The following is a 19535-nucleotide window of genomic DNA, read 5'->3' as shown; positions in this document are numbered from 1 at the left end:
CCGGCGAGGCTGGATTGGCCGGTCTCTCGTGTCGGCTGGGAGTCCGTGGGGTCTCTTTCGTCTCGGTCGTCGGCGGATCCGGCTGGGCAGCCGTCTCCCTTTCGAAGCCGGGGTCGGAAATTTGAGCCTCGCCGGCGTTTGAGGCGCGGGGTGTGGGGCGGCGCCCCGAGGATCCCGGCTCCGCCGGGCACCGGGCTCTGCCCGGACCCGCACCTCAATCGCCGGCGGGGCTGGATTGGCCGGTCTCTCGTCTCGGCTGTCGGCGGCGCCGGCTGGGAGTCCGTGGGGTCTCTCGTCTCGGTCGTCGGCGGATCCGGCTGGGCAGCCGTCTCCCTTTCGAAGCCGGGGTTCGGCGTATTCAGCCTCGCCGGCGTTTGAGGCGCGGGGTTTGGGGCGGAGCCCCAAGGAACCCGGCTCCGCCGGACACCGGGCTCGGCCCGGGCTCCGGTTCGGCGGTCAGCGGGGCTGAACGGTGGGGGCCCCGGTCGGGGCGGTGGCGTCGGCCGCGGGGCCGGGGTCCGCGGGCCGGGCGGCCGAGCCGGCCCTCGGCGGCGAGGGCCTGCGGGTGAGCCGCCGGACGTCCGGCACGACCAGGACGGCGGCGGTGACCACCACGACCAGCGCGGCGCAGCCCCACAGGGCGGCGGTGCGCCCGACGGCCGACTCCACGGGGCCCGCCACGGCGGTGGCCAACGGCAGCATCGACACCGACCCGAACCAGTCGTAGGCGGAGACCCGGGAGAACTTCTCCTCCGGGATCTCCTGGTGCATGGTCGTCATCCAGTTCACGCCGAACACCTCGATGGCCGTACCGCTGACGAACATCACCGCGCACAGGCCCCCCACGGGCAGCGGCACGGCCAGGCCGGCCGACGGCAGCGCCAGCGGGAACACGCACAGGGTGCCGACCAGCAGCAGCCGCCGCGGCTTCCACACCATCATCAGGACCGCACCGGCGATGGTGCCGGCACCGAAGCAGGCCAGGGCCAGGCCCCACGGCGCCGGCCCGCCCAGCCGCTCACGGGCGACGAGGGGCCCGTACACCGCCTCGGCGGCGCCGACCACGGCGACGACCACGGAGAACTGGAGCACGATGCTCCACAGCCAGGGCCGGGTCCGGAACTCCACCCAGCCCTCGCGCAGGTCGGCCAGCAGTCCGCCGCCGGGCGCCCGTTCGGCGGCGTGGCCCACGTCCAGGGCGGCGCGCAGGGCTCCGGCCAGGGCGAACGCGGCGGCGTCGACGGCCAGGACCCAGCCGGGGCCGATCGCGGCGATCAGTGCGCCGCCGAGGGCCGCGCCGCCGATCCCGGCGCCGTTCATGGCCATCCGGAAGAGCGCGAAGGCGCGGTTGGCGTGCTCGCCCCCGACGCTGGAGAGCAGCATGCCCTCGGCGGCCGGGTTGAAGAAGGCGGTGCCGGTGCCGCAGAGCGCGGTGAGCAGCATCATCTGCCACAGCTGCGGATCGCCGGCGAGGACGAGCACGGCGAAGGCGGCCTGCGAGACGCAGTTGAGGGCGTTGGCCGCGACCATGACGCGGTGGCGCGGCAGCCGGTCGGCCAGCGCTCCGCCGATCAGCAGGAACAGCACCAGCGGCAGGGTGCGGGCGGCCGCCACGAGGCCGACGTCCGCACCGGACCCGCCGGCCTCCAGGACGGCGAACGCCGAGGCGATGAGCGCCCCGTGGCTGCCGAGGTTGGTGATGACGGCGGCGCCGGTCAGCAGGCTGTAGTTGCGTCCGGCCCAGGCGGGCGGCCGCAGGCGGCGTGCGGACGGGCGGTGCGGTGCGGCTGAGGGGGGCTTCACCCTCGGACTATCCATGCCCCGGGCCGTGGATCCAAACGGATATCGGGCCCGGGGTACGGATCGGATCCACCCGGACGGGACCGGGGGAGGACCGGGAGAACAGGAGACCCTGGGGCTCCCCTGGCACTCCCTTGCCGTCAGCCCGTGCCCACGCCGTTGAGGCGGACCGAGCTGAGGATCTTGTCCATCGTCTCCTGGGTGACCTCACCCTCGACGCCGGCGGCGGTGAACAGGACCCAGCTGGAGAAGTCGCCGTTGGCGGTCTTGAAGCTGAACGCGATGGTCTTGCCGTCGCGGGAGCACTTGTTCTCCTTGGGCACGCCGAGCGCGGTCGCGGTCGCCATGTGCCCCTTCAGACCGGAGGAGGTGGTGTACTCCTTCGGCTCGGAGACCTTCACGGTGCCCTTCGGCGCCTTCTGCGCGAACGCGGCGAAGGCCCAGTTGCCGGCTTCGTTCTTCACGGCCTCGGCGGTGTCCTTGGCGCCCTGGCCGCCCTTGGTGCCGGTGCCCGCGAGCTCGGTCTTCTCCTCGCGCCCGTCCTTGTTGGAGTCGATCTTGCACCAGTCCTCCTTGAGGAAGGCGGGTGCGGAGAAGCCGATGATGGGCTTGCCGTCGTTCTTGACGTCGTCCGTGAAGCTGGCGATGACACCGGGGTTGGAGACGTTCCACTCCGGCGGCACGTCGAAGGCCGTGCCGTACTTCGGGTTGACGACGACCTTCCAGCCCGGGATCACCGGCTGGATGTCGCCGCCGGCGCGCGGGTTGGCGCCCGAGGCGGAGGGTGCGGCCGACTCGGGGGTCGAGGCCGACGCCGAGGCGGCCGGCTTGTTCTCCGCCACGTCGTTCTTCTTGTCGTCCCTGGTCAGGACGAACGCGCCGGTGGCGGCCGCCGCGACGACGACCGCGGACGCGGCGACGATGGCCACGGTCTTGGTGGAGAGCCCGCCGCCCCCGCCCCCGTTCGGCGGGGCCGGTACGGCCTGTTGGGGCTGGGTCCACTGCTGGGCAGCGGGCTGGGGCTGCGTCGGGTAGCCCGCCTGCGGGTATCCGTAGCCGGGCTGCTGCTGGTACGGGTTCGGCTGCCCCGGCTGCTGCTGGTACGGGTTCTGATGCGCGTCCTGAGGGTTCTGCTGTCCCCCGGGCGGCTGCTGCTGTCCTGGCCACATGGCCGGTAACGATAGTGGGAGCGGCTTACATGAGCCACGGCCGCCCCCGCAAGAGGTCTGGTCAAGCGCATCTACTCGTGGGTAACATCCGCTTCCATGAGCGCAGACCAGATGAACGTGGGCGAACTGCTCGCCGCGACCGTGCCGATGGCCCGGACCCTGAACCTCGAGTTCCTGGAGACCACCCCCGAGCGTGCGGTCGTCCGGCTGCCCGACCAGCCCGACTACCACAACCACGTGGGCGGCCCGCACGCCGGCGCCATGTTCACCCTGGCCGAGTCCGCCAGCGGCGCCATCGTCCTGGCCGCCTTCGGCGACCAGCTCTCGCGCGCCGTGCCGCTCGCCGTGAAGGCCGAGATCGGCTACAAGAAGCTCGCCAAGGGCGTCGTCACCGCCACCGCCACCCTCGGCCGCCCGGCCGCCGAGGTCGTCGCCGAACTCGACGCGGGCGGCCGCCCCGAGTTCCCGGTCACCATCGCCATCCAGCGCGAGGACGAGGCCGTGACCGGCGAGATGACGGTCGTGTGGACCCTGCGCCCGAACGCGTAGGGGCGCAGCGGGGAGCATGAGTGCGGGGCTGTGCCTGACGGGCACGGCCCCGCTGCCGTTAGAGTCCCCGGTACGCCACACGGAGGAGGCCCCATGGCCGGTCGTGCCAAGGTCGACATCAGTCTGGACGCCGAGCTCGTGGTGGAGGTGATGGTCCTCGCCGGGATCGGCTCGCCGCAGGACGCGGTGGAGGCCGTCGTACGGGACTACATCGCCCGCGGACACCGCACGGAGGCGCGCGTGCAGACCCGGGACGAGCCGCGCCGCACCGCGGACACCGTCGAGCAACCGCCACAGGGCTGAGGGCGTCCGTAAGGGCGGTGGCCGAGAGCGGATAGGCTGCCCGTTCGGCGTGTCACAAGGGACGCGCCGGGACGAATCGGGAGGACGTACCGGTGCACATCCAGGCATGGCTGGAGACGATTCCGGCGGTCAGCATCTATCTCCTGGTGGGTCTGGTCATCGGGCTGGAGAGCCTGGGCATCCCGCTGCCGGGGGAGATCATCCTGGTCAGCTCCGCGCTGCTCGCCTCGCAGCACGGGCAGATCGACCCCGTGGTGCTGGGGATCTGTGCGACCACCGGGGCGATCGTGGGCGACTCCATCGGCTACGCGATCGGGCGTCGCGGCGGCAAGCCGCTGCTGGAGCGGCTCGGCCGGCGCTTCCCCAAGCACTTCGGCCCGGACCAGGTGGCCCAGGCGGAACGCTCCTTCGAGAAGTGGGGCATGTGGGCCGTCTTCTTCGGCCGGTTCGTGGCGCTGCTGCGGATCTTCGCCGGGCCGCTCGCGGGTGTGCTGCACATGCCGTACTGGCGCTTCCTGGTCGCGAACGTCCTCGGCGGCATCCTCTGGGCGGGCGGCACGACGGCCGCCATCTACTCCATCGGGATCGTGGCGGAGCCGTGGCTGAAGGGGTTCTCCTGGGTGGCGCTGGTCATCGCCCTGCTGATCGGGCTCACGGCGACGCTGGTGGTGCGCAGCCGCATGAAGAAGGCCGCGGCGGCAGCAGGCGCCACGGTCGGCGCGGCCGCCGACGCGGAGCCTGCGCCCGCCGAGCGCTGACCCCGCCGAGCGCTGAGCCCGCCGGGCGCGACCGGTCGGCTCGGGGCGCGGGGCACGCGTCGCGCGCCCCACGCCGCCCGCTCCTCGCTACGCGCCCGGCGTCACCGAGGCGCGGTGCTGCTGTGCCAGCTCCACGTACATGGCGGCGTTGACCTTGATGCCCTCGCGCTCCTCGTCGGTCAGCTCGCGCCGCACCTTGGCCGGCACGCCGGCCACCAGCGAACCGGGCGGGACCACCATGCCCTGGGGGACCAGCGCCTGCGCGGCCACCAGCGAACCGGCGCCGATGACCGCGCCGTTGAGGACGGTGGCGCCCATGCCGATGAGGCAGTCGTCCTCGACGGTGCAGCCGTGCACCACCGCGTTGTGGCCGATGGAGACGCGCTCGCCGATGGAGACCGGGAAGCCGGGGTCCACGTGCAGGGTGCAGTTGTCCTGCACGTTGCTGTCGGCGCCCAGCACGATCGGGCCGCAGTCGGCGCGCAGCACCGCCGAGTACCAGATGCTCGCGCCCGCGCCCAGGGTGACGTCGCCCACGACCACGGAGGTGGGCGCGGTGAAGGCGGTCGGGTCGACCAGCGGGCTCTTGCCGGCCACGCCCGCGACGAGTGCCTGGCGTTCGTCCGCGTGTTGCGTCATGTTCTCTTCCTCAGTCCGGTGCCCGCCGTGTCCGGCGTGCCTGGTGTGCCTGACGTGTCGCGCTACGGGCACCGTAGGGCACGCGCCCGCGCGGCGGGCGATGGGGTGAAGATCACGGCGCGGGCCGGGCGTCCCGCGCGCTACGGTGGCCCGGTGCCGAAGAACCAGAACACGTTCTCATCCCTGACCGCGCTGCGCCGCAAGGTCGCCAGCCGTGCGGCCCACGCCGGCTGGCGCTGGATGCAGCGGGCCGGAGCCGTCACGGCCCAGACGCCGGGCAGGCTCCGCTTCGGCGCGATCGGGCACGGCACCCGGCTCGCCTTCCCCCAGGGCACGGTCTTCGGCGAACCGTGGATCCACCTCGGGGAGCACTGCATCATCGCCGAGCAGGTCACCCTGACCGCCGGGATGATGCCCGACCTGGACCTCGGGGCCGAGCCGGTGCTGGTCATCGGCAACGGCGTCGTGCTCGGCCGGGACACGCACGTCATAGCCGACACGCGGATCACCATCGGCAACGACACGTTCTGCGGGCCCGGGGTGTACATCACCTCCACGAACCACAGCTACGACGACCCGGACGAGCCGGTCGGCCGCCAGTGGCCGCGCAGCGCGCCGGTGGAGATAGGCCCGGGCTGCTGGCTCGGGACGGGCGCGGTGATCCTCCCGGGCGCGCGGCTGGGCCGCAACGTGGTGGTGGCCGCCGGATCCGTGGTCCGCGGCGAGGTCCCCGACCACGCCGTGGTGGCCGGTGCTCCGGCGCGGATCGTCCGCCGCTGGCTTCCGGAGACCGGCTGGCAGCCCCCGCTGCGCACGCCGGCCCCGACCCCGATCCCCGACGGCGTCACCCCGGACCAGCTGCGCGCCCTCGCGGAACTGGCTGAGCAGGAAGCCGACCACCTTCCCACCCCGGAGCCGGCCTCCGAGCCCGCCTGAGCCGGGCGCCCCGGGCGCGGCTAGCCGGCGGCGAGGAGGACGGTGCCGGCCAGGGCCAGGCCCGCGCCGGCCGCCTGGACCGGGCGGAGGCGCTCCTTCAGGACGGCGAAGGCGGCGAAGGCCGTGATCACCGGGTAGAGCGAGGACAGTACGGCTGCCACGGTGACCGGGCCGCTCTGAGCGGCGACGGAGTACGTGCCGTTGGCCGCGACGTCCGCGAGGCCGACGAAGGCCAGCGCGGGCAGCAGCCGCCACAGCATCCGCGGGCCCGTGCCCGCCGGCAGGGCCGGGGTACCGCGCCGGGTGCGGGCCCACAGGACGGCGCCGCCCGCGGTCACGTTGGTGACCCGCTGGACGAAGAGGGCCAGGAACAGCCCGGTGACGGTGGTGGAGGCGTGCGAGATCAGGGCCATCACCGCGCCGAACCCGAACGCGGCGGTCAGCGTCAGCACCACGGCCTGCCGCTGCACGGGCGCGCCGCGCAACTCGGGCCCGCCCGCCAGGACGATGCCGACGACGGCGATGGCGATCCCGGTGTACTGGCCGGGGCCGGGCTGCTCGCCGAGGGCGAGTCCGACGCCGACGGGCACGACCACCCCGACCGAGCCCAGCGGCGAGACAACCCCCATCGGCCCCAGGGCGAGCGCCTTGTAGAAGCTGAGCATCGCGACGGGCCCGACCAGGCCCGCGGCGACGGCGAACCACAGCTGCGGCCCGGCCTCCCGCCAGGCCCCGGTGGCCAGGACCACCGAGCCGAGCGCGACGACGGCGAGGATCTGCGAGACGACGACCACCGTCAGTGCCGGCAGGCGGCGGGTCAGCAGCCCGCCGCCGAAGTCGGCCAGGCCCCAGAGCACGGCTGTGGCCAGGGCGAACAGGGTGGTCATGCGGGGCCTCGCAGTACAGTGCAGTGAACGGCGGAGTGCAGTGTCGAGTACACGGCACGATAGTTCAGTCTATTGGACTTTTGAATCCAAAATCTTGGACGGAATGGTGTCGGACTTCGAACAGCTCACCCAGGCGCTCGCCCGGAACCTCAGGCACTGGCGCGGTGAGCGGCGCTTCACCCTCGACGCGCTGGCCGCCCGGGCGGGGGTCAGCCGCGGGATGATCATCCAGATCGAGCAGGCCCGTACGAACCCCAGCGTCGGGACGACGGTCAAGCTCGCCGACGCGCTGGGTGTGAGCATCACCACGCTCTTGGACCACGACCGCACCCCGCGGGTGCACGTGGTGCTGCCGGGGCAGGCGGTACGGATGTGGTCCACCGACGCCGGCAGCGGGGCCAGCATGCTCCTCGGCGACGACCGGCGCGGGCCGGTGGAGATGTGGAGCTACCGCCTGGAGCCGGGCGAGGGCACCGACTCCGACCCCCACCCGTCCGGGACCTTCGAGATGCTGCACGTCACGGCCGGGGAGCTGACCCTGCACATCGCCGAGGAGCGGTACGCGGTCCCCGCGGGCGGAGCCGTCTCCTTCGAGGCGGACGTCCCGCACGCCTACCGCAACGAGGGCCCGGCCCCGATGGAGATGACCCTGGCCGTCTCCATCCCACCGGTGTCCGGCGCCTGACGGGACGGGGCCGCCGACGCCTACAGGGCGGGGATCTCGATGGCCGGGCACCGGTCCATGACCATGTCGAGCCCGGCCTCACGGGTCCGGGCGAACGCGGCCTCGTCGACCACGTCCAACTGGAACCACACGGCCTCCGCACCGGCGGCCACCGCGTCATCGGCGACCTGCCCGGCCAGGGCACTGTTCACGAACACGTCGACCACGTCGACCTTGAACGGGATCTCGCCGAGCGAGGCGTACCCCTTCTCGCCGTGCACCGTCTCCGCCTTCGGGTGCACCGGCACGACCCGCTTGCCGAACCGCTGCAGCACGCGCGCCACCCCGTAGGCCGCCCGCTCCTGGTTGTTGGACAGGCCGACCACGGCCCAGGTGTCGCCGAGCTCGGTGAGGATCCTGCGAATGGTTGCCGGGTCGCCGTACACGGGCGCCGCCTCCTGTTGCGTACCGGATGCGCCCCGGTGCTCCGGGCCGCCCCCGGATCAACAGGAGGGACGCATGTCCGATTCCCCGTAGGGTGGAGCGGTGAAGTCAGACCAGTACGTGACGGTGGCCCGTGAGGGCGTGCACGAGGCCGAGATCAACCGCTCGCGGTTCCTGTGCTCGCTCGCGCCCGCCGCGACCGAGCAGGAGGCGCAGGAGTTCGTCGCGCGGATCCGGCGCGAGCACCCCACCGCCACGCACAACTGCTTCGCCTACGTGATCGGTGCCGACGCGGCCGTGCAGAAGGCCAGCGACGACGGGGAGCCCGGGGGCACTGCCGGGGTGCCCATGCTGCAGATGCTGATGCGGCGCGACATCCGGTACGCGGTCGCCGTCGTCACCCGGTACTACGGCGGCGTGAAGCTCGGTGCCGGCGGGCTCATCCGGGCCTACGGCGGGGTCGTCGGCGAGGCCCTCGACGAGCTCGGCACCCTCACCCGCCACCGCTACCGGCTGGCCACCGTCACCGTCGACCACCAGCGGGCCGGCAAGACCCAGAACGACCTGCGCTCCACCGGCCGGACCGTGGTCGACCTGCGCTACGGGGCGGCCGTCGAGATCGAGGTCGCCCTGCCCGAGGCCGACCTGCCCGCCTTCGAGGCCTGGCTCGCCGACAGCACCGCCGGCACGGCCACCCTCACGCTCGGCGGGGAGACGTACGCGTCCTGAGGGCGCCGGGCGAGGCGTTAGCGTAGAGGGGCACGGGGCTCGTCCACACCGGGTGGCACCGGTCAAGAACGAGATCAAGAACGAGAAGACGGCGACCAGGGGGCGGGCGGGATGTGCGGCGACACGGCCGGCGCGGCGGCCGGCGGGGCGGGCGAGTGAGGCTCCTGCACACCTCGGACTGGCACCTCGGCCGGTCCTTCCACCGCGTCAACATGCTCGGTGCCCAGGCCGTCTTCATCGACCACCTCGTCGAGACCGTCCGCACGCACGAGGTCGACGCCGTCCTCGTCGCCGGCGACGTCTACGACCGGGCCGTGCCCCCGCTGCCCGCCGTCGAGCTCTACGACCGGGCCCTGCACCGGCTCGCCGACCTCGGCGTGCCCACCGTGATGATCTCCGGGAACCACGACTCCGCCCGCCGGCTCGGCGTCGGGGCCGGGCTCATCGGGCGGGCCGGGATCCACCTGCGCACCGACCCGGACGGCTGCGCCGACCCCGTCGTGCTGGCCGACGTACACGGGGACGTGGCCCTCTACGGGTTGCCGTACCTGGAGCCGGCTCTGGTGAAGGACCAGCTCGGCGCGGCCAAGGTCAGCCACGAGGCCGTCCTCGGCGCGGCCATGGACCGCGTCCGGGCCGACCTCGCCGCACGCCCGCCCGGCACCCGCGCCGTCGTCCTCGCCCACGCCTTCGTCACCGGCGGGCAGGCCAGCGACAGCGAACGCGACATCGCCGTCGGCGGGGTCGAGGCCGTCCCCGCCTCCGTCTTCGACGGGGTCGACTACGCCGCCCTCGGCCACCTCCACGGCTGCCAGACGATCAACGAGCGGGTCCGCTACTCCGGTTCCCCGCTCGCCTACTCCTTCTCCGAGGCCGACCACCGCAAGAGCATGTGGCTGGTCGAGCTCGGCGCACCCGGCGAGATCAGCGCCGAGCGCATCGACACCCCCGTGCCGCGCCCCCTCGCCCGCCTGCGCGGACGGCTCGACACCCTGCTCGAGGACCCCGTGCACACCGCGCACGAGGAGTCCTGGATCGAGGCCACCCTCACCGACCCCGTACGCCCCGACGACCCCATGGCCCGCCTCGCCGCCCGCTTCCCCCACACCCTGAGCCTCGCCTTCGACCCCGAGGGCCGCGAGGAGGACGGCGCGGCCACCTACGCCCAGCGCCTCAAGGGCCGCACCGACCAGGAGATCGCCGAGGACTTCGTCGCCCACGTACGCGGCGGCGGCCGGGCCGACGAGGCCGAACGGGCCGTACTGCAGGCCGCCTTCGAGCACGTCCGCACGGCCTCGGCCGCCGCCGACGGCGGGCAGGAGGCCCGCCGATGAGGCTGCACCGGCTGCGGATCACCGCCTTCGGCCCCTTCGCCGAACCCCAGGAGATCGACTTCGACGCCCTCTCCGGCGCCGGGATCTTCCTCCTCCACGGACCCACCGGCGCCGGCAAGACCTCCGTACTCGACGCCGTCTGCTACGCCCTGTACGGATCCGTGCCCGGCGCCCGCCAGGCCCCCGGCACCAGCCTGCGCAGCGACCACGCCGACCCCGGCACCCCGACCGAGGTCACCCTCGAGCTCACCGCGGGCGGACGCCGCCTGGAGATCACCCGCCGCCCCGAACAGGACCGCCCGAAGAAACGCGGCACCGGCACCACCAGGGACAAGGCGCAGAGCCTGCTCCGCGAGTACGACGGCGAGCAGTGGGCGGCGCTCAGCCGCTCCCACCAGGAGATCGGCGAGGAGATCGAGCAGCTCCTCGGCATGAGCCGCGAGCAGTTCTGCCAGGTCGTGCTGCTGCCGCAGGGCGAGTTCGCCCGCTTCCTGCGCGCCGACGAGGCCGCCCGCGGCCGCCTCCTGGGCCGCCTCTTCGACACCCGCCGCTTCGCCGCCGTCGAAACCCTCCTCGCCGAGCGCCGCCGGGCCGCAGAGGCCAAGGTCCGCGCCGGCGACGAGAAGGTCCTCGCCACCGCGCACCGCCTGGCCCAGGCCGCCGGGGACAGCGCCGACCTGCGGGCCTGGCCGCTGCCCGGGCACCAGCCCGGCGACCCGGGCCTCGCCGAGGCGGTCCGCGCGTGGGCGGCCGTGGCCCGGTCCGCGGCCCGGGAGCGGCTGACCGTCGCCGAGTACGCGCTGGCCGCCGCCGAGGGCAGGGACGCCGCCGCCCGCCGGGCCGCCGAGGAGGCCCGCGAGCTCCACCGGCTGCAGCGCCGGCACGCCGAGACCGCCCGCCGCGCCGCGCTGCTCGCCGAGGCGGAGCCCGAGCGGCAGCGCATCCGCGAGCTGCTCGACCGGGCCGGGCGCGCCGCCCTCGTCGCCCCCGCCCTGGAACTGCGCGGAGCCGCCCACGCCGCCCACCTGTCCGCCGCCCACACCGAAGCCGCCGCCCGGGCCGAACTCCCGCCCGCGCTCGCCGACGCGGGCACCGAGCAGCTCGCCGCCGTCGAGCAGCGGCTGCGCGAGGACCTCGGCGCCCTGGGCGCCGCCCGGCGCGCCGAGCAGCGCAGCGCCGAGATCGGCCGCGAACGCGCCGACCTGGAACGCGAGGCCCGCGACGCGGAGGAGCAGCTGCGGGAATCCGCCGAGTGGCTCGCCCGCTGGGAGGACACCCGCACCGCGCTGGCCGAGCGGGTCGACGCCGCCCAGCAGGCCGCGACCCTGGCCGAGCAGCTCGCCGGGAAGCTGGAGCCCGCCCGCCTGCACCTGAACGCCGCCCGGCGCCGCGACGCGCTGGACACCGACGCGCAGCGCGCCGAGGGCGAACTGCTCCGTGTACGCGAGGAGTCGGCCGCGGCCCGGGAGCGCTGGCTGGAGCTGAAGGAGGCCCGACTGCGCGGGATCGCCGCCGAGCTCGCGGCCGCCCTGGCGCCCGGCGAGCCGTGCACGGTGTGCGGCTCGGCCGAGCACCCGGCCCCGGCCCGCCCCGCCGCGGGGCACGTGGACCGCGCCGCCGAGGAGGCCGCCCACGCCCGCTACGAGCAGGCCGAGGAGCGCCGCGCGGCCGTCGAGCGGGGGCTCGCCGCCGTCCAGGAGGCCCGCGCCGAGGCCGCGGCGGCCGCCGGGGACGCCACCACCGCCGAACTCCTCGCCCTGACCTCGGACCTGAGCTCCCGGCACGCCGCCGCCCACGCCGCGGCCGCCGGACTGCACGCCGCCCGCGAGCAGCTGGCCCGCGCCGAGCGGGAGCACGCCGTCCGCGGCTCCGACCGGCTCGACGCCGAGCGCCGGGCCGCAGCCCGCCTCTCCCGCCGCGAGGCCCTGGACCGGGAACAGGCCTCGCTGGAGGCCGAGCTCGCCCTCGTACGGGGGGACGCGCCCACCGTCGCGGCCCGCGCCCGGATCCTGGAGGACCGGGTCCGCATGGTCACCGCGGCCGCTGCCGCACTGCGCCGGGCCGAGGCCGCCGCGGCCCGGCTCAAGGAGGCCGACGGCCAGCTCGCCGACGCCGCCTTCAAGGCCGGCTTCGACACGGTCGAGGCCGCGGCCGCCGCCGTGCTCCCGGACTACGAGCGCACCGCGCTGCAGCACCGGCTCGACGCCTGGCAGGCCGAGGAGGCGATGCTGGCCGACCGGCACGGCGAGGACGACACCGCCGCGGCCGCCGCCCTGCCCGCGGCCGACCCGGACGCCGCGGAGGCCGCCGCGGTGCGGGCCGCGGCCCGGCTGCGCGAGGCGGGCTCCGCCTTCGACGCGGCCCGGGTGCGCTGCGCGGAGCTCGACCGGCTGTCCCGGCAGGCAGAGCAGGAGCTGCGCGCCCTCGGCCCGCTGCGCGAGGCGTACGAGCGGGTGGCCCGGCTCGCCGCCCTGACCGCCGGCACCTCCGCCGACAACGAGCGGAAGATGCGCCTGGAGGCGTACGTCCTGGCCGCCCGGCTGGAGCAGGTCGCGGCCGCGGCGACGGTGCGCCTGCTGAAGATGTCCGGCGGCCGCTACACCCTGGTCCACTCCGATGCGAAGGCGTCCGGACGCGGCCGCTCCGGCCTCGGCCTGCACGTGGTCGACGCCTGGACCGGCAACGAGCGCGACACCGCCACCCTCTCGGGCGGCGAGACCTTCTTCGCCTCCCTCGCCCTCGCCCTCGGCTTGGCCGACGTGGTCACGGACGAGGCGGGCGGCGTCCGCCTGGACACCCTCTTCATCGACGAGGGCTTCGGCAGCCTCGACGAGCAGGCCCTCGACGAGGTCCTCGACGTCCTGGACTCACTGCGCGAACGCGACCGCAGCGTCGGCATCGTGAGCCACGTCGCCGACCTGCGCACCCGCGTGCAGGCCCAGCTGGAGATCGTCAAACAGCGCGGCGGCTCGGTGGTGCTCCACCGCACCGCGGGCCTCACGGACTGAGCCGTCGGCTCACGGATTGAGCTGTCGCCTCACGGACTGAGCGGGCGGCGGGGCAGCGGCGAGGAGTACACGATGCTGGTCGTGACCGCGCCGAGCCCCGCGATCCGGCCGGCGACCTCCTCCAGGTGCCGCATCGAGCGGGCGGCGACCTTGAGCACGAAGCAGTCGTCGCCCGTGACGTGGTGGGCCTCGAGGATCTCCGGGGTGGCCTCCAACAGGTCGTGGAACGGCTTGTAGTTGCCGTGCGGATAACGCAGCCGGACCAGCGCGAGGATCGACTTGCCCAGTTTCTCCGGATCGACCACGGCGGTGTAACCGGTGATCACGCCCGCCTCCTCCAGGCGGCGCACCCGCTCGGTGACGGCGCTCGCGGACATGGAGACGGCGCGGGCGAGTTCGGCGAAGCTGGCCCGGCCGTCCGCCTGGAGGGCCGCCAGGATGCGCCAGTCGGTGGCGTCAGGGGAATACTCGGTCATGCAGGAGATGTAGCAGGGGAATCCCCGGCGGAACAAGAGGAAGGCCGGGGAAAGTCCCTTCCGATGATGATCAGCTGAACCGTAGATTCTGAGCCATGACGACGACGAACCAGAACGACGCCCCCGCCACCGAGAACCCCGTCCTGCGGGTGCCCCCGGCCGCCCCGGCCGCGGCCGCCGCCTACTTCGCCGCGAGCCTCGCCTTCCACGCGGACGTGTCCGACGTCGCCGCCGCATTCAAGGCCCACCGCGAGCAGGGCGCCGCGCTCGGCTTCCAGCTGATCGACTCCCGCTCGACCCCCGCCTGGGACCAGGCCCACGTACCCGGCGCGATCCACCTGCCGACGGCCCTCATCCCCGAGCAGGCCGAGCAGCTCCTCGACAAGTCCCTGCCCGTGGTGACGTACTGCTGGGGCCCCGGCTGCAACGGCGGCGCCCGCTCCGCCCTGGCCCTGGCCCGGCTCGGCTTCCAGGTCAAGGAGATGCTCGGCGGCATCGAGTATTGGATCCGCGAGGGCTTCGAGGTCGAGACCTGGCAGGGCCGCGCCCAGCGCACCGAGGCCGACCCGCTGACCGCGCCGACGGACTCCGACGACTGCGGCTGCTGAGGCCGTTGCTCCTGCCGACACGTACGGGCCGCCCGCTTCCCCGCAGGAGTCGGGCGGCCCGTACGTGCGCCTGCGGCCGGATCAGAGCGCGGACAGCTCGTCCACCAGGTCGTCCAGGCCCAGCGAGCCCTGCGACAGCGCCGCCATGTGCCACGCCTTCAGATCGAAGGAATCGCCGTGGGCGGCCCGGGCGTTGTCCCGGCCCAGCAGCCAGGCCCGCTCGCCCAGCTTGTAGCCGATCGCCTGGCCCGGCATCGACAGGTAGCGCGTCACCTCGCTCTCGATGAACTCCGCCGACCGGCTGTTGTGCAGGGAGAAGAACTCCTGCGCCAGCTCCACCGTCCAGCGCTCGCCCGGGTGGAACGGCGAGTCCGCCGGGATCTCCAGGCCCAGGTGCATGCCGATGTCCACGATGACCCGCGCGGCGCGCATCATCTGGCAGTCCAGGTAGCCCAGGCGCTGCTCGGCGTCCTTGAGGTAGCCGAGCTCGTCCATCAGGCGCTCCGCGTACAGCGCCCAGCCCTCGACGTTGGCGCTGACGAGGCCGACGCTCGCCTGGTAGCGGGAGAGCCGGTCGGCGACGTGCGCCCACTGCGCCAGCTGGAGGTGGTGGCCGGGGACGCCCTCGTGGTACCAGGTGGAGACCAGGTCGTACACCGGGAAGCGGGTCTGGCCCATCGTCGGCAGCCAGGTGCGGCCCGGGCGGGAGAAGTCCTCCGAGGGATTGGTGTAGTACGGGGCCGCCGCGCCGCCCGCGGGGGCGATCATCGACTCCACCCGCTTGACCCGCTCGGCGAGTTCGAAGTGGGTGCCGTCCAGGTTCTCGATGGCCTCGTCCATCAGGCCCTGGAGCCAGGTGCGGACCTCGTCGACGCCCTCGATGTGGGTACCGTGCTCGTCCAGGTGCTTCAGCGCCTCCCACGGACCGGCGCCGGGGAGGATCCTGGCCGCCTCGGTCTTCATCTCGGCGAGCAGCCGGTGGTACTCCGACCAGCCGTAGGCGTACGCCTCGTCCAGGTCCAGGTCCGTGCCGTTGAAGTAGCGCGACCAGCGGGCGTAGCGCTCGCGGCCCACCGCGTCCGGGGCGCCGGCGACGGCCGGGGCGTACACCGAGCTCATCCAGGCGCGCAGCTCGGCGAGGGCCGCGGTGGCGAGGGCGGCCGCCTCGTCGAGCTCGGCGCGCAGGGACTGCGGGCCGCGGGCCGCGAAGCCGCCGAAGAAGCCGCGGTCGCTGCCGTCGCCGGCGTTGCCCTCGGTGCCGTCGTCCTCGCCCGCCCAGGTGGTGAGCTGCTCGATGAAGGTGGCGGTGGCGCGCGGGCCGCCGTACAGGCCCCGGTCCAGGCCCAGCCGGAGGCTCTCGCGGTAGCCGGCGAGCGCGGCGGGCACGGCCCGCATGCGGGAGGCGATCGCCGCCCAGTCCTCGTCCGTCTCGGCCGGGGTCAGCGGGAAGACCTCGCGGATGGCGTGCGCGGGGGAGTGGATGTTGCTGACGGCCCGGAGGTCCTCGTCGGCCTCGTACACGGCGAGTTCGGCGGTCAGGCGCTCGCGCAGCAGGCGGGCGCACCGGCGCTCCGCGTCGGTGTCCGCACCGGGCAGTCGCTCCGCGGCGTCGAGGCGGGCGAGCGTGGCGCGGGCCAGGTCGGCCACGGCGGCCCGGCCGGCCGGGGAGAAGTCCGGGAGCCGGCCGGAGCTCGCGGCGACACCGAGGTAGGTGCCCGTGATCGGGTCGATGGCGATGAGGTCGTCGACGTACGCGTCGGCAACCTGGCGGGGCAGCCGGGCGGCGCTGTCGCTGCGAAGGGTGTCTGACATGCGGACATCTTCGTACGGGGAACGGTCCGTGTCATCACCGTTCGCTCTCGGCCTGCTGACGTGCGCTGCTGCGCCCCGGGCCGGGTGGCCCGGGGCGCAGGGCGGTGGCGGCCGCGCTACCCCTGCGGGCGGTGGGCGCGGGGGAGTTCGTACGGGAGCCGCGAGACGACGGGGGCCGCCTCCAGGCGGGCCGTGATCACCAGGGTGCCCTCCTCGATCTGGTAGTCGAGGGGGAGGCCGAGGCCGCGCATGGCGGCGACCATGCCGGTGTTGGCGGACTGGGTGACGGCGTACACGCTGTCGCACCGGGCCTCGACGGCCATCGCGACCAGGCGGCGCAGCAGTTCGGAGCCGATCCCGCGGCGCTGCCAGTCGTCCTCGATCAGGAGCGCCACCTCGGTCTCGTCCCCGTCCCACAGCAGGTGCCCGAGGGCGACGAGCTTGCCGGACGCGGTGGTCGCGGCCAGGGTGCGGCCGAAGCGGGGGCTCAGCAGGTGGCTCAGGTAGCGGTCGGCGTCGGCGACGGGCCCGTGGTAGCGCAGACCGAGGGTGCGCTCGGAGCAGCGGTCGTGCATGGCCCTGGCGGCGGCCAGGTCGGAGAGGTCGGCGCGGCGCACCGTGATCTCGCTGCCCTCGGGCAGGGTGAGCACGTCCTGGCTGCGCGGGACGCGCGGTCCGAGGCGCGCGTCGAGCTCGACGAGGGCGCGGGCCCGGGCGAACTCGGTCGGGGTGAAGGGCAGGTACGGCCGCTCTACCGTGATGGCGCCGCCCGAGGGGTCGCGCAGCCGCATCACCGTGGCCTCCAGGACCCCCTCGACGGGGGCGTCGGCGGCCGCGTTGGGGCGGCCGGAGAGGGTGGTGGCCGGGATCGAGTGGATGGTGCAGCGGCCCAGCAGCTGGCGCAGCGCGAGCGGGAGTTCGGCGGCGTCCAGGGCAGTGCGGGTGGCCAGACCCAGGACGCGGGTCGGTGTGTCGACCAGGTCGTGGGCGTCGGCGCGCTCGATCCAGGTGCTGCGGCCGCCGGCCCCGGATACGGCCCGGGTGAGCTCCGCCAGGGGCAGCTGCTGCGGGGCGCGCACCAGGAACTCGTCCACGGTGCCGCCCTCGGGCAGAGGGTGCGTCTGGAGGGTCAGGATGTCCACGTTCGCCCGGGCGAGGGCCGTGCACAGCGCGGCCAGGCTGCCGGGCTCGTCGCGCACGGTCGTCCGCATCCGCCACAGTGCGGTGGATGCGGACGAGGGTGCGGATGTGGATGCGGATGCGGACGCGGGTGTCGGCGCAGGGGCGGCGGGCGCCGCCCGATCCGCGCCGGCCGTGGCGCCGGCCGCGCCGGCCGGCGCCTGCGGATCGGAGGGCGCCGTGCTCCCGGGCGGCGGCGCGTGGCTGTGGCGGCGTGCCCACCAGGTGTGGAACGCCGCGGTCACCAGGAGTGCGACGGCCGAGGCGACGAGCAGGACCGGGCCGTTCGGACCGTGCGCGACGAGGTTGGCGATGCCGTCGGCGACCGCGACGGCGCAGAAGAGAGCGGCCAGTTCGACGAGGTCCCGGCGCCAGTGGTGGCGGTGGGGACGGTGGGCGGAGGCGGGGATGCGTTCAGTCATGCATGCCACTGTGGCGCAGGGGTGTTGCGTGATCACGAACGATCTGTGACCGATGGGTTAAGTGTCCATCTGGCCGATTTCGCCCGGTTTTCCGGTTGATTTCCGCTGCCGCACTGTTCCTCTGCGGGACCGCCGGGTGTCGGTACCGGCTGCTACTGGCGCACCCGCCCCGGCCGGAGCGTCGTGGAGAACAGTACGCCTCCGCCCTGTCGGCGCAAGCGGACGGTGAGCTCCCCGCTCTCGCCGTCGATCTCGACCTCGCCGTAGTACGGAGGGTTCTCGGACGGCGACATGTTGGGCAGCGGGGCCGACTGCACGAACACCGTCTCCGGGCCGAAGGTGGCGTCGAGCTTCCCGGCAGGGAACCCGCCGGCCCCGACGGGACCGGAGACGAACTCCCAGAACGGCGCGAAGTCGCCGAAGGCGGCGCGCTCGGGGGCGTAGTGGTTCGCGGCCGTGTAGTGCACGTCGGCGGTGAGCCAGAGGGTGCCCGTGATGCGCTGGTGCTTGATGTGGCGCAGCAGCTCGGCGATTTGGAGCTCACGGCCCAGCGGCGCTCCCGGTTCGCCCTGCGCGACGGCCTCGAAGTTCGCGGCGCCGTCGGGGACGACGATGCCGAGCGGCATGTCGGAGGCGATGACCTTCCAGGTGGCGCGCGAGCGCAGCAGCTCGCGCTTGAGCCAGGCCAGTTGCTCCGGTCCCAGGATGCCGATGGGGTCGTCGCTCTGGCGGCCCGGCGAGTTGGCGTTGCGGTGGGTGCGCATGTCGAGCACGAACACGTCCAGGAGCGGCCCGTACCGCATCACGCGGTACATACGGCCTTCGGCGCGCCCGCCCCGCAGGTCGGTGACGGGGAAGTACTCGCCGAACGCCCGGCGGGCGCGCGCCGCCAGGGTGTCGACGTCCTTGACCGTGTAGCGGGGGTCTTCCAGCAGCTGGCCGGGGTACCAGTTGTTGCGCACCTCGTGGTCGTCCCACTGCGCGAGCACCGGCACCTGGGCGTTGAACGCGCGCAGATTGTGGTCGAGCAGGTTGTAGCGGAAGTTCCCACGGAACTCGTCGAGGGTCTCGGCGACCTTCGCCTTCTCCTCGGTGGTGACGTTGTGCCAGAGAGTGCCGTCGCGCAGGGGCACCGAGGCCTGGATCGGCCCGTCCGCGTAGACCGTGTCCCCGCTGAAGAGGAAGAAGTCGGGGTCGCGCAGCCGCATCTCCTCGAAAACGCGGTAGCCGCCCAGGTCGGGGTTGATGCCCCAGCCCTGGCCCGCCAGGTCGCCCGACCACAGGAAGCGCACGTCGCGGCGGCGCGAGACGGGCGTGGTGCGGAAGGTGCCCGCGACGGGCCGGCCGGCCCGCCGCGGGTCGTCGGGGTCGGCCAGGACGACGCGGTAGTGGATCTGCTGGCCGGGCGGCAGGTCGCGCAGGGTCACGGTGCCGGTGTAGTCGGTGCCGGGGCCGAGGTACGGGCCGCCGTGGCGGCGCACGCCGTAGCGGAACGACTCGCTCGGCGAGGTCTCGACGTACATCCGCGCCGGCCGGTCGGCACGGGTCCAGACGGTGGCGGAGTGGGCGGTGATCTCTCCGGACTGGACGCCCCACGGCGCGCCCGGGCGGCCCGAGCGGGTGAACGCCGGTGCCTCCGCGGGTGAGGCGAGGGCCGGTGCGGCGAACGCGGGGGCGGCGATGGTGCTGGACAGGGCGATGCCCACCGGAACGGCGATCGAGCCGCCGAGCAGGGACCGTCGGGTGTGCGGCAGGGGTGCCATCGGAGTGTCTCCAGGGCAGGCCGGGGAAGGGTCGGACCAGTGTGCCGAGGCACAC

The 19535-nt window shown here is 74.1% G+C and carries 18 protein-coding genes; 9 read left to right on the top strand and 9 right to left on the bottom strand.

Going from position 1 to position 19535, the window contains the following annotated elements; translation table 11 throughout:
- Window positions 1-456 precede the first annotated feature (456 nt).
- On the bottom strand, window positions 457-1818 hold the full coding sequence (locus ABZ924_RS12145) for an MFS transporter (RefSeq protein WP_361907269.1): 1362 nt from the start codon (window positions 1816-1818) through the stop codon (window positions 457-459).
- Between the two features lie 122 nt (window positions 1819-1940).
- Window positions 1941-2969, bottom strand: a complete 1029-nt coding sequence (locus tag ABZ924_RS12140; protein ID WP_361907267.1) for a hypothetical protein — start codon at window positions 2967-2969, stop codon at window positions 1941-1943.
- A gap of 96 nt (window positions 2970-3065) precedes the next feature.
- Between ABZ924_RS12140 and ABZ924_RS12135 the strand changes: the two genes are divergently transcribed.
- The 3 genes from ABZ924_RS12135 (at window position 3066) to ABZ924_RS12125 (ending at window position 4579) form a co-directional block, all read left to right on the top strand.
- Window positions 3066-3518: a DUF4442 domain-containing protein gene (locus tag ABZ924_RS12135; RefSeq protein ID WP_173429180.1), complete on the top strand. Its 453-nt coding sequence runs from the start codon at window positions 3066-3068 to the stop codon at window positions 3516-3518.
- Between the two features lie 93 nt (window positions 3519-3611).
- A complete protein-coding gene (locus ABZ924_RS12130; protein WP_361907264.1) occupies window positions 3612-3821 on the top strand; it encodes a DUF2191 domain-containing protein in 210 nt (69 codons plus the stop codon).
- Between the two features lie 92 nt (window positions 3822-3913).
- Window positions 3914-4579 carry a DedA family protein gene (locus ABZ924_RS12125; protein ID WP_361907262.1) on the top strand — a complete coding sequence of 222 codons (666 nt, stop codon included), beginning with the start codon at window positions 3914-3916 and terminating at the stop codon, window positions 4577-4579.
- An 87-nt stretch (window positions 4580-4666) separates the two neighbouring features.
- On the opposite strand, the gene ABZ924_RS12120 is transcribed toward ABZ924_RS12125, so the two are convergent.
- On the bottom strand, window positions 4667-5218 hold the full coding sequence (locus ABZ924_RS12120; protein ID WP_361907260.1) for a gamma carbonic anhydrase family protein: 552 nt from the start codon (window positions 5216-5218) through the stop codon (window positions 4667-4669).
- Window positions 5219-5371: 153 nt separating this feature from the next.
- On the opposite strand from ABZ924_RS12120, the gene ABZ924_RS12115 reads away from it, so the two are divergent.
- Window positions 5372-6154: an acyltransferase gene (locus ABZ924_RS12115; protein ID WP_361907258.1), complete on the top strand. Its 783-nt coding sequence runs from the start codon at window positions 5372-5374 to the stop codon at window positions 6152-6154.
- A 20-nt stretch (window positions 6155-6174) separates the two neighbouring features.
- On the opposite strand, the gene ABZ924_RS12110 is transcribed toward ABZ924_RS12115, so the two are convergent.
- Window positions 6175-7041 carry an EamA family transporter gene (locus tag ABZ924_RS12110; RefSeq protein ID WP_361907256.1) on the bottom strand — a complete coding sequence of 289 codons (867 nt, stop codon included), beginning with the start codon at window positions 7039-7041 and terminating at the stop codon, window positions 6175-6177.
- A gap of 106 nt (window positions 7042-7147) precedes the next feature.
- On the opposite strand from ABZ924_RS12110, the gene ABZ924_RS12105 reads away from it, so the two are divergent.
- Window positions 7148-7726: an XRE family transcriptional regulator gene (locus tag ABZ924_RS12105; RefSeq protein ID WP_361907284.1), complete on the top strand. Its 579-nt coding sequence runs from the start codon at window positions 7148-7150 to the stop codon at window positions 7724-7726.
- A 20-nt stretch (window positions 7727-7746) separates the two neighbouring features.
- Here ABZ924_RS12105 and ABZ924_RS12100 read toward each other — a convergent pair whose 3' ends face one another.
- Complete coding sequence (locus ABZ924_RS12100; RefSeq protein WP_361907254.1) at window positions 7747-8151, bottom strand: CoA-binding protein; 405 nt, start codon at window positions 8149-8151, stop codon at window positions 7747-7749.
- A 100-nt stretch (window positions 8152-8251) separates the two neighbouring features.
- On the opposite strand from ABZ924_RS12100, the gene ABZ924_RS12095 reads away from it, so the two are divergent.
- The 3 genes from ABZ924_RS12095 (at window position 8252) to ABZ924_RS12085 (ending at window position 13220) form a co-directional block, all read left to right on the top strand.
- Window positions 8252-8878 (top strand): YigZ family protein, encoded by a 627-nt coding sequence (locus ABZ924_RS12095; protein ID WP_361907252.1) that lies wholly within the window; start codon window positions 8252-8254, stop codon window positions 8876-8878.
- A gap of 155 nt (window positions 8879-9033) precedes the next feature.
- Complete coding sequence (locus ABZ924_RS12090) at window positions 9034-10212, top strand: exonuclease SbcCD subunit D (RefSeq protein ID WP_361907250.1); 1179 nt, start codon at window positions 9034-9036, stop codon at window positions 10210-10212.
- On the top strand, window positions 10209-13220 hold the full coding sequence (locus ABZ924_RS12085) for an SMC family ATPase (protein WP_361907248.1): 3012 nt from the start codon (window positions 10209-10211) through the stop codon (window positions 13218-13220). The genes ABZ924_RS12090 and ABZ924_RS12085 overlap by 4 nt, the downstream gene beginning before the upstream one ends.
- Before the next feature lie 29 nt (window positions 13221-13249).
- Here ABZ924_RS12085 and ABZ924_RS12080 read toward each other — a convergent pair whose 3' ends face one another.
- Window positions 13250-13696, bottom strand: coding sequence for an Lrp/AsnC family transcriptional regulator (locus ABZ924_RS12080; RefSeq protein WP_361907246.1), 447 nt, complete (start codon window positions 13694-13696; stop codon window positions 13250-13252).
- A gap of 95 nt (window positions 13697-13791) precedes the next feature.
- Here ABZ924_RS12080 and ABZ924_RS12075 point away from each other — a divergent pair, with 95 nt between their 5' ends.
- The gene (locus ABZ924_RS12075; RefSeq protein ID WP_361907244.1) at window positions 13792-14304 is read left to right on the top strand and encodes a rhodanese-like domain-containing protein; all 513 of its coding nucleotides are present in this window, start codon (window positions 13792-13794) and stop codon (window positions 14302-14304) included.
- Between the two features lie 81 nt (window positions 14305-14385).
- On the opposite strand, the gene ABZ924_RS12070 is transcribed toward ABZ924_RS12075, so the two are convergent.
- The 3 genes from ABZ924_RS12070 to ABZ924_RS12060 form a co-directional block, all read right to left on the bottom strand.
- Entirely contained in the window at window positions 14386-16116 is a 1731-nt protein-coding gene (locus ABZ924_RS12070; protein WP_361907242.1) for a DUF885 domain-containing protein, read from the bottom strand.
- Window positions 16117-16232: 116 nt separating this feature from the next.
- Window positions 16233-17717, bottom strand: coding sequence for a GNAT family N-acetyltransferase (locus ABZ924_RS12065; RefSeq protein ID WP_361907240.1), 1485 nt, complete (start codon window positions 17715-17717; stop codon window positions 16233-16235).
- A gap of 152 nt (window positions 17718-17869) precedes the next feature.
- A complete protein-coding gene (locus ABZ924_RS12060; RefSeq protein ID WP_361907238.1) occupies window positions 17870-19480 on the bottom strand; it encodes an alkaline phosphatase D family protein in 1611 nt (536 codons plus the stop codon).
- Window positions 19481-19535: the final 55 nt, after the last annotated feature.

Origin of the sequence: Streptomyces sp. NPDC046876 (genome assembly GCF_040645035.1) — a bacterium.
Classification (GTDB): Bacteria; Actinomycetota; Actinomycetes; order Streptomycetales; family Streptomycetaceae; genus Streptomyces.
This window is presented reverse-complemented; position numbering and strand designations above follow the sequence as displayed.

What these genes read in the sequence shown, in the direction of transcription:
- ABZ924_RS12145 (WP_361907269.1), bottom strand. Translation starts at nt 1,818, where the DNA reads ATGGATAGTCCGAGGGTGAAGCCCCCCTCAGCCGCACCGCACCGCCCG.
- ABZ924_RS12140 (WP_361907267.1), bottom strand. Translation starts at nt 2,969, where the DNA reads ATGTGGCCAGGACAGCAGCAGCCGCCCGGGGGACAGCAGAACCCTCAG.
- ABZ924_RS12135 (WP_173429180.1), top strand. Translation starts at nt 3,066, where the DNA reads ATGAGCGCAGACCAGATGAACGTGGGCGAACTGCTCGCCGCGACCGTG.
- ABZ924_RS12130 (WP_361907264.1), top strand. Translation starts at nt 3,612, where the DNA reads ATGGCCGGTCGTGCCAAGGTCGACATCAGTCTGGACGCCGAGCTCGTG.
- ABZ924_RS12120 (WP_361907260.1), bottom strand. Translation starts at nt 5,218, where the DNA reads ATGACGCAACACGCGGACGAACGCCAGGCACTCGTCGCGGGCGTGGCC.
- ABZ924_RS12110 (WP_361907256.1), bottom strand. Translation starts at nt 7,041, where the DNA reads ATGACCACCCTGTTCGCCCTGGCCACAGCCGTGCTCTGGGGCCTGGCC.
- ABZ924_RS12085 (WP_361907248.1), top strand. Translation starts at nt 10,209, where the DNA reads ATGAGGCTGCACCGGCTGCGGATCACCGCCTTCGGCCCCTTCGCCGAA.
- ABZ924_RS12080 (WP_361907246.1), bottom strand. Translation starts at nt 13,696, where the DNA reads ATGACCGAGTATTCCCCTGACGCCACCGACTGGCGCATCCTGGCGGCC.
- ABZ924_RS12075 (WP_361907244.1), top strand. Translation starts at nt 13,792, where the DNA reads ATGACGACGACGAACCAGAACGACGCCCCCGCCACCGAGAACCCCGTC.
- ABZ924_RS12070 (WP_361907242.1), bottom strand. Translation starts at nt 16,116, where the DNA reads ATGTCAGACACCCTTCGCAGCGACAGCGCCGCCCGGCTGCCCCGCCAG.
- ABZ924_RS12065 (WP_361907240.1), bottom strand. Translation starts at nt 17,717, where the DNA reads ATGACTGAACGCATCCCCGCCTCCGCCCACCGTCCCCACCGCCACCAC.
- ABZ924_RS12060 (WP_361907238.1), bottom strand. Translation starts at nt 19,480, where the DNA reads ATGGCACCCCTGCCGCACACCCGACGGTCCCTGCTCGGCGGCTCGATC.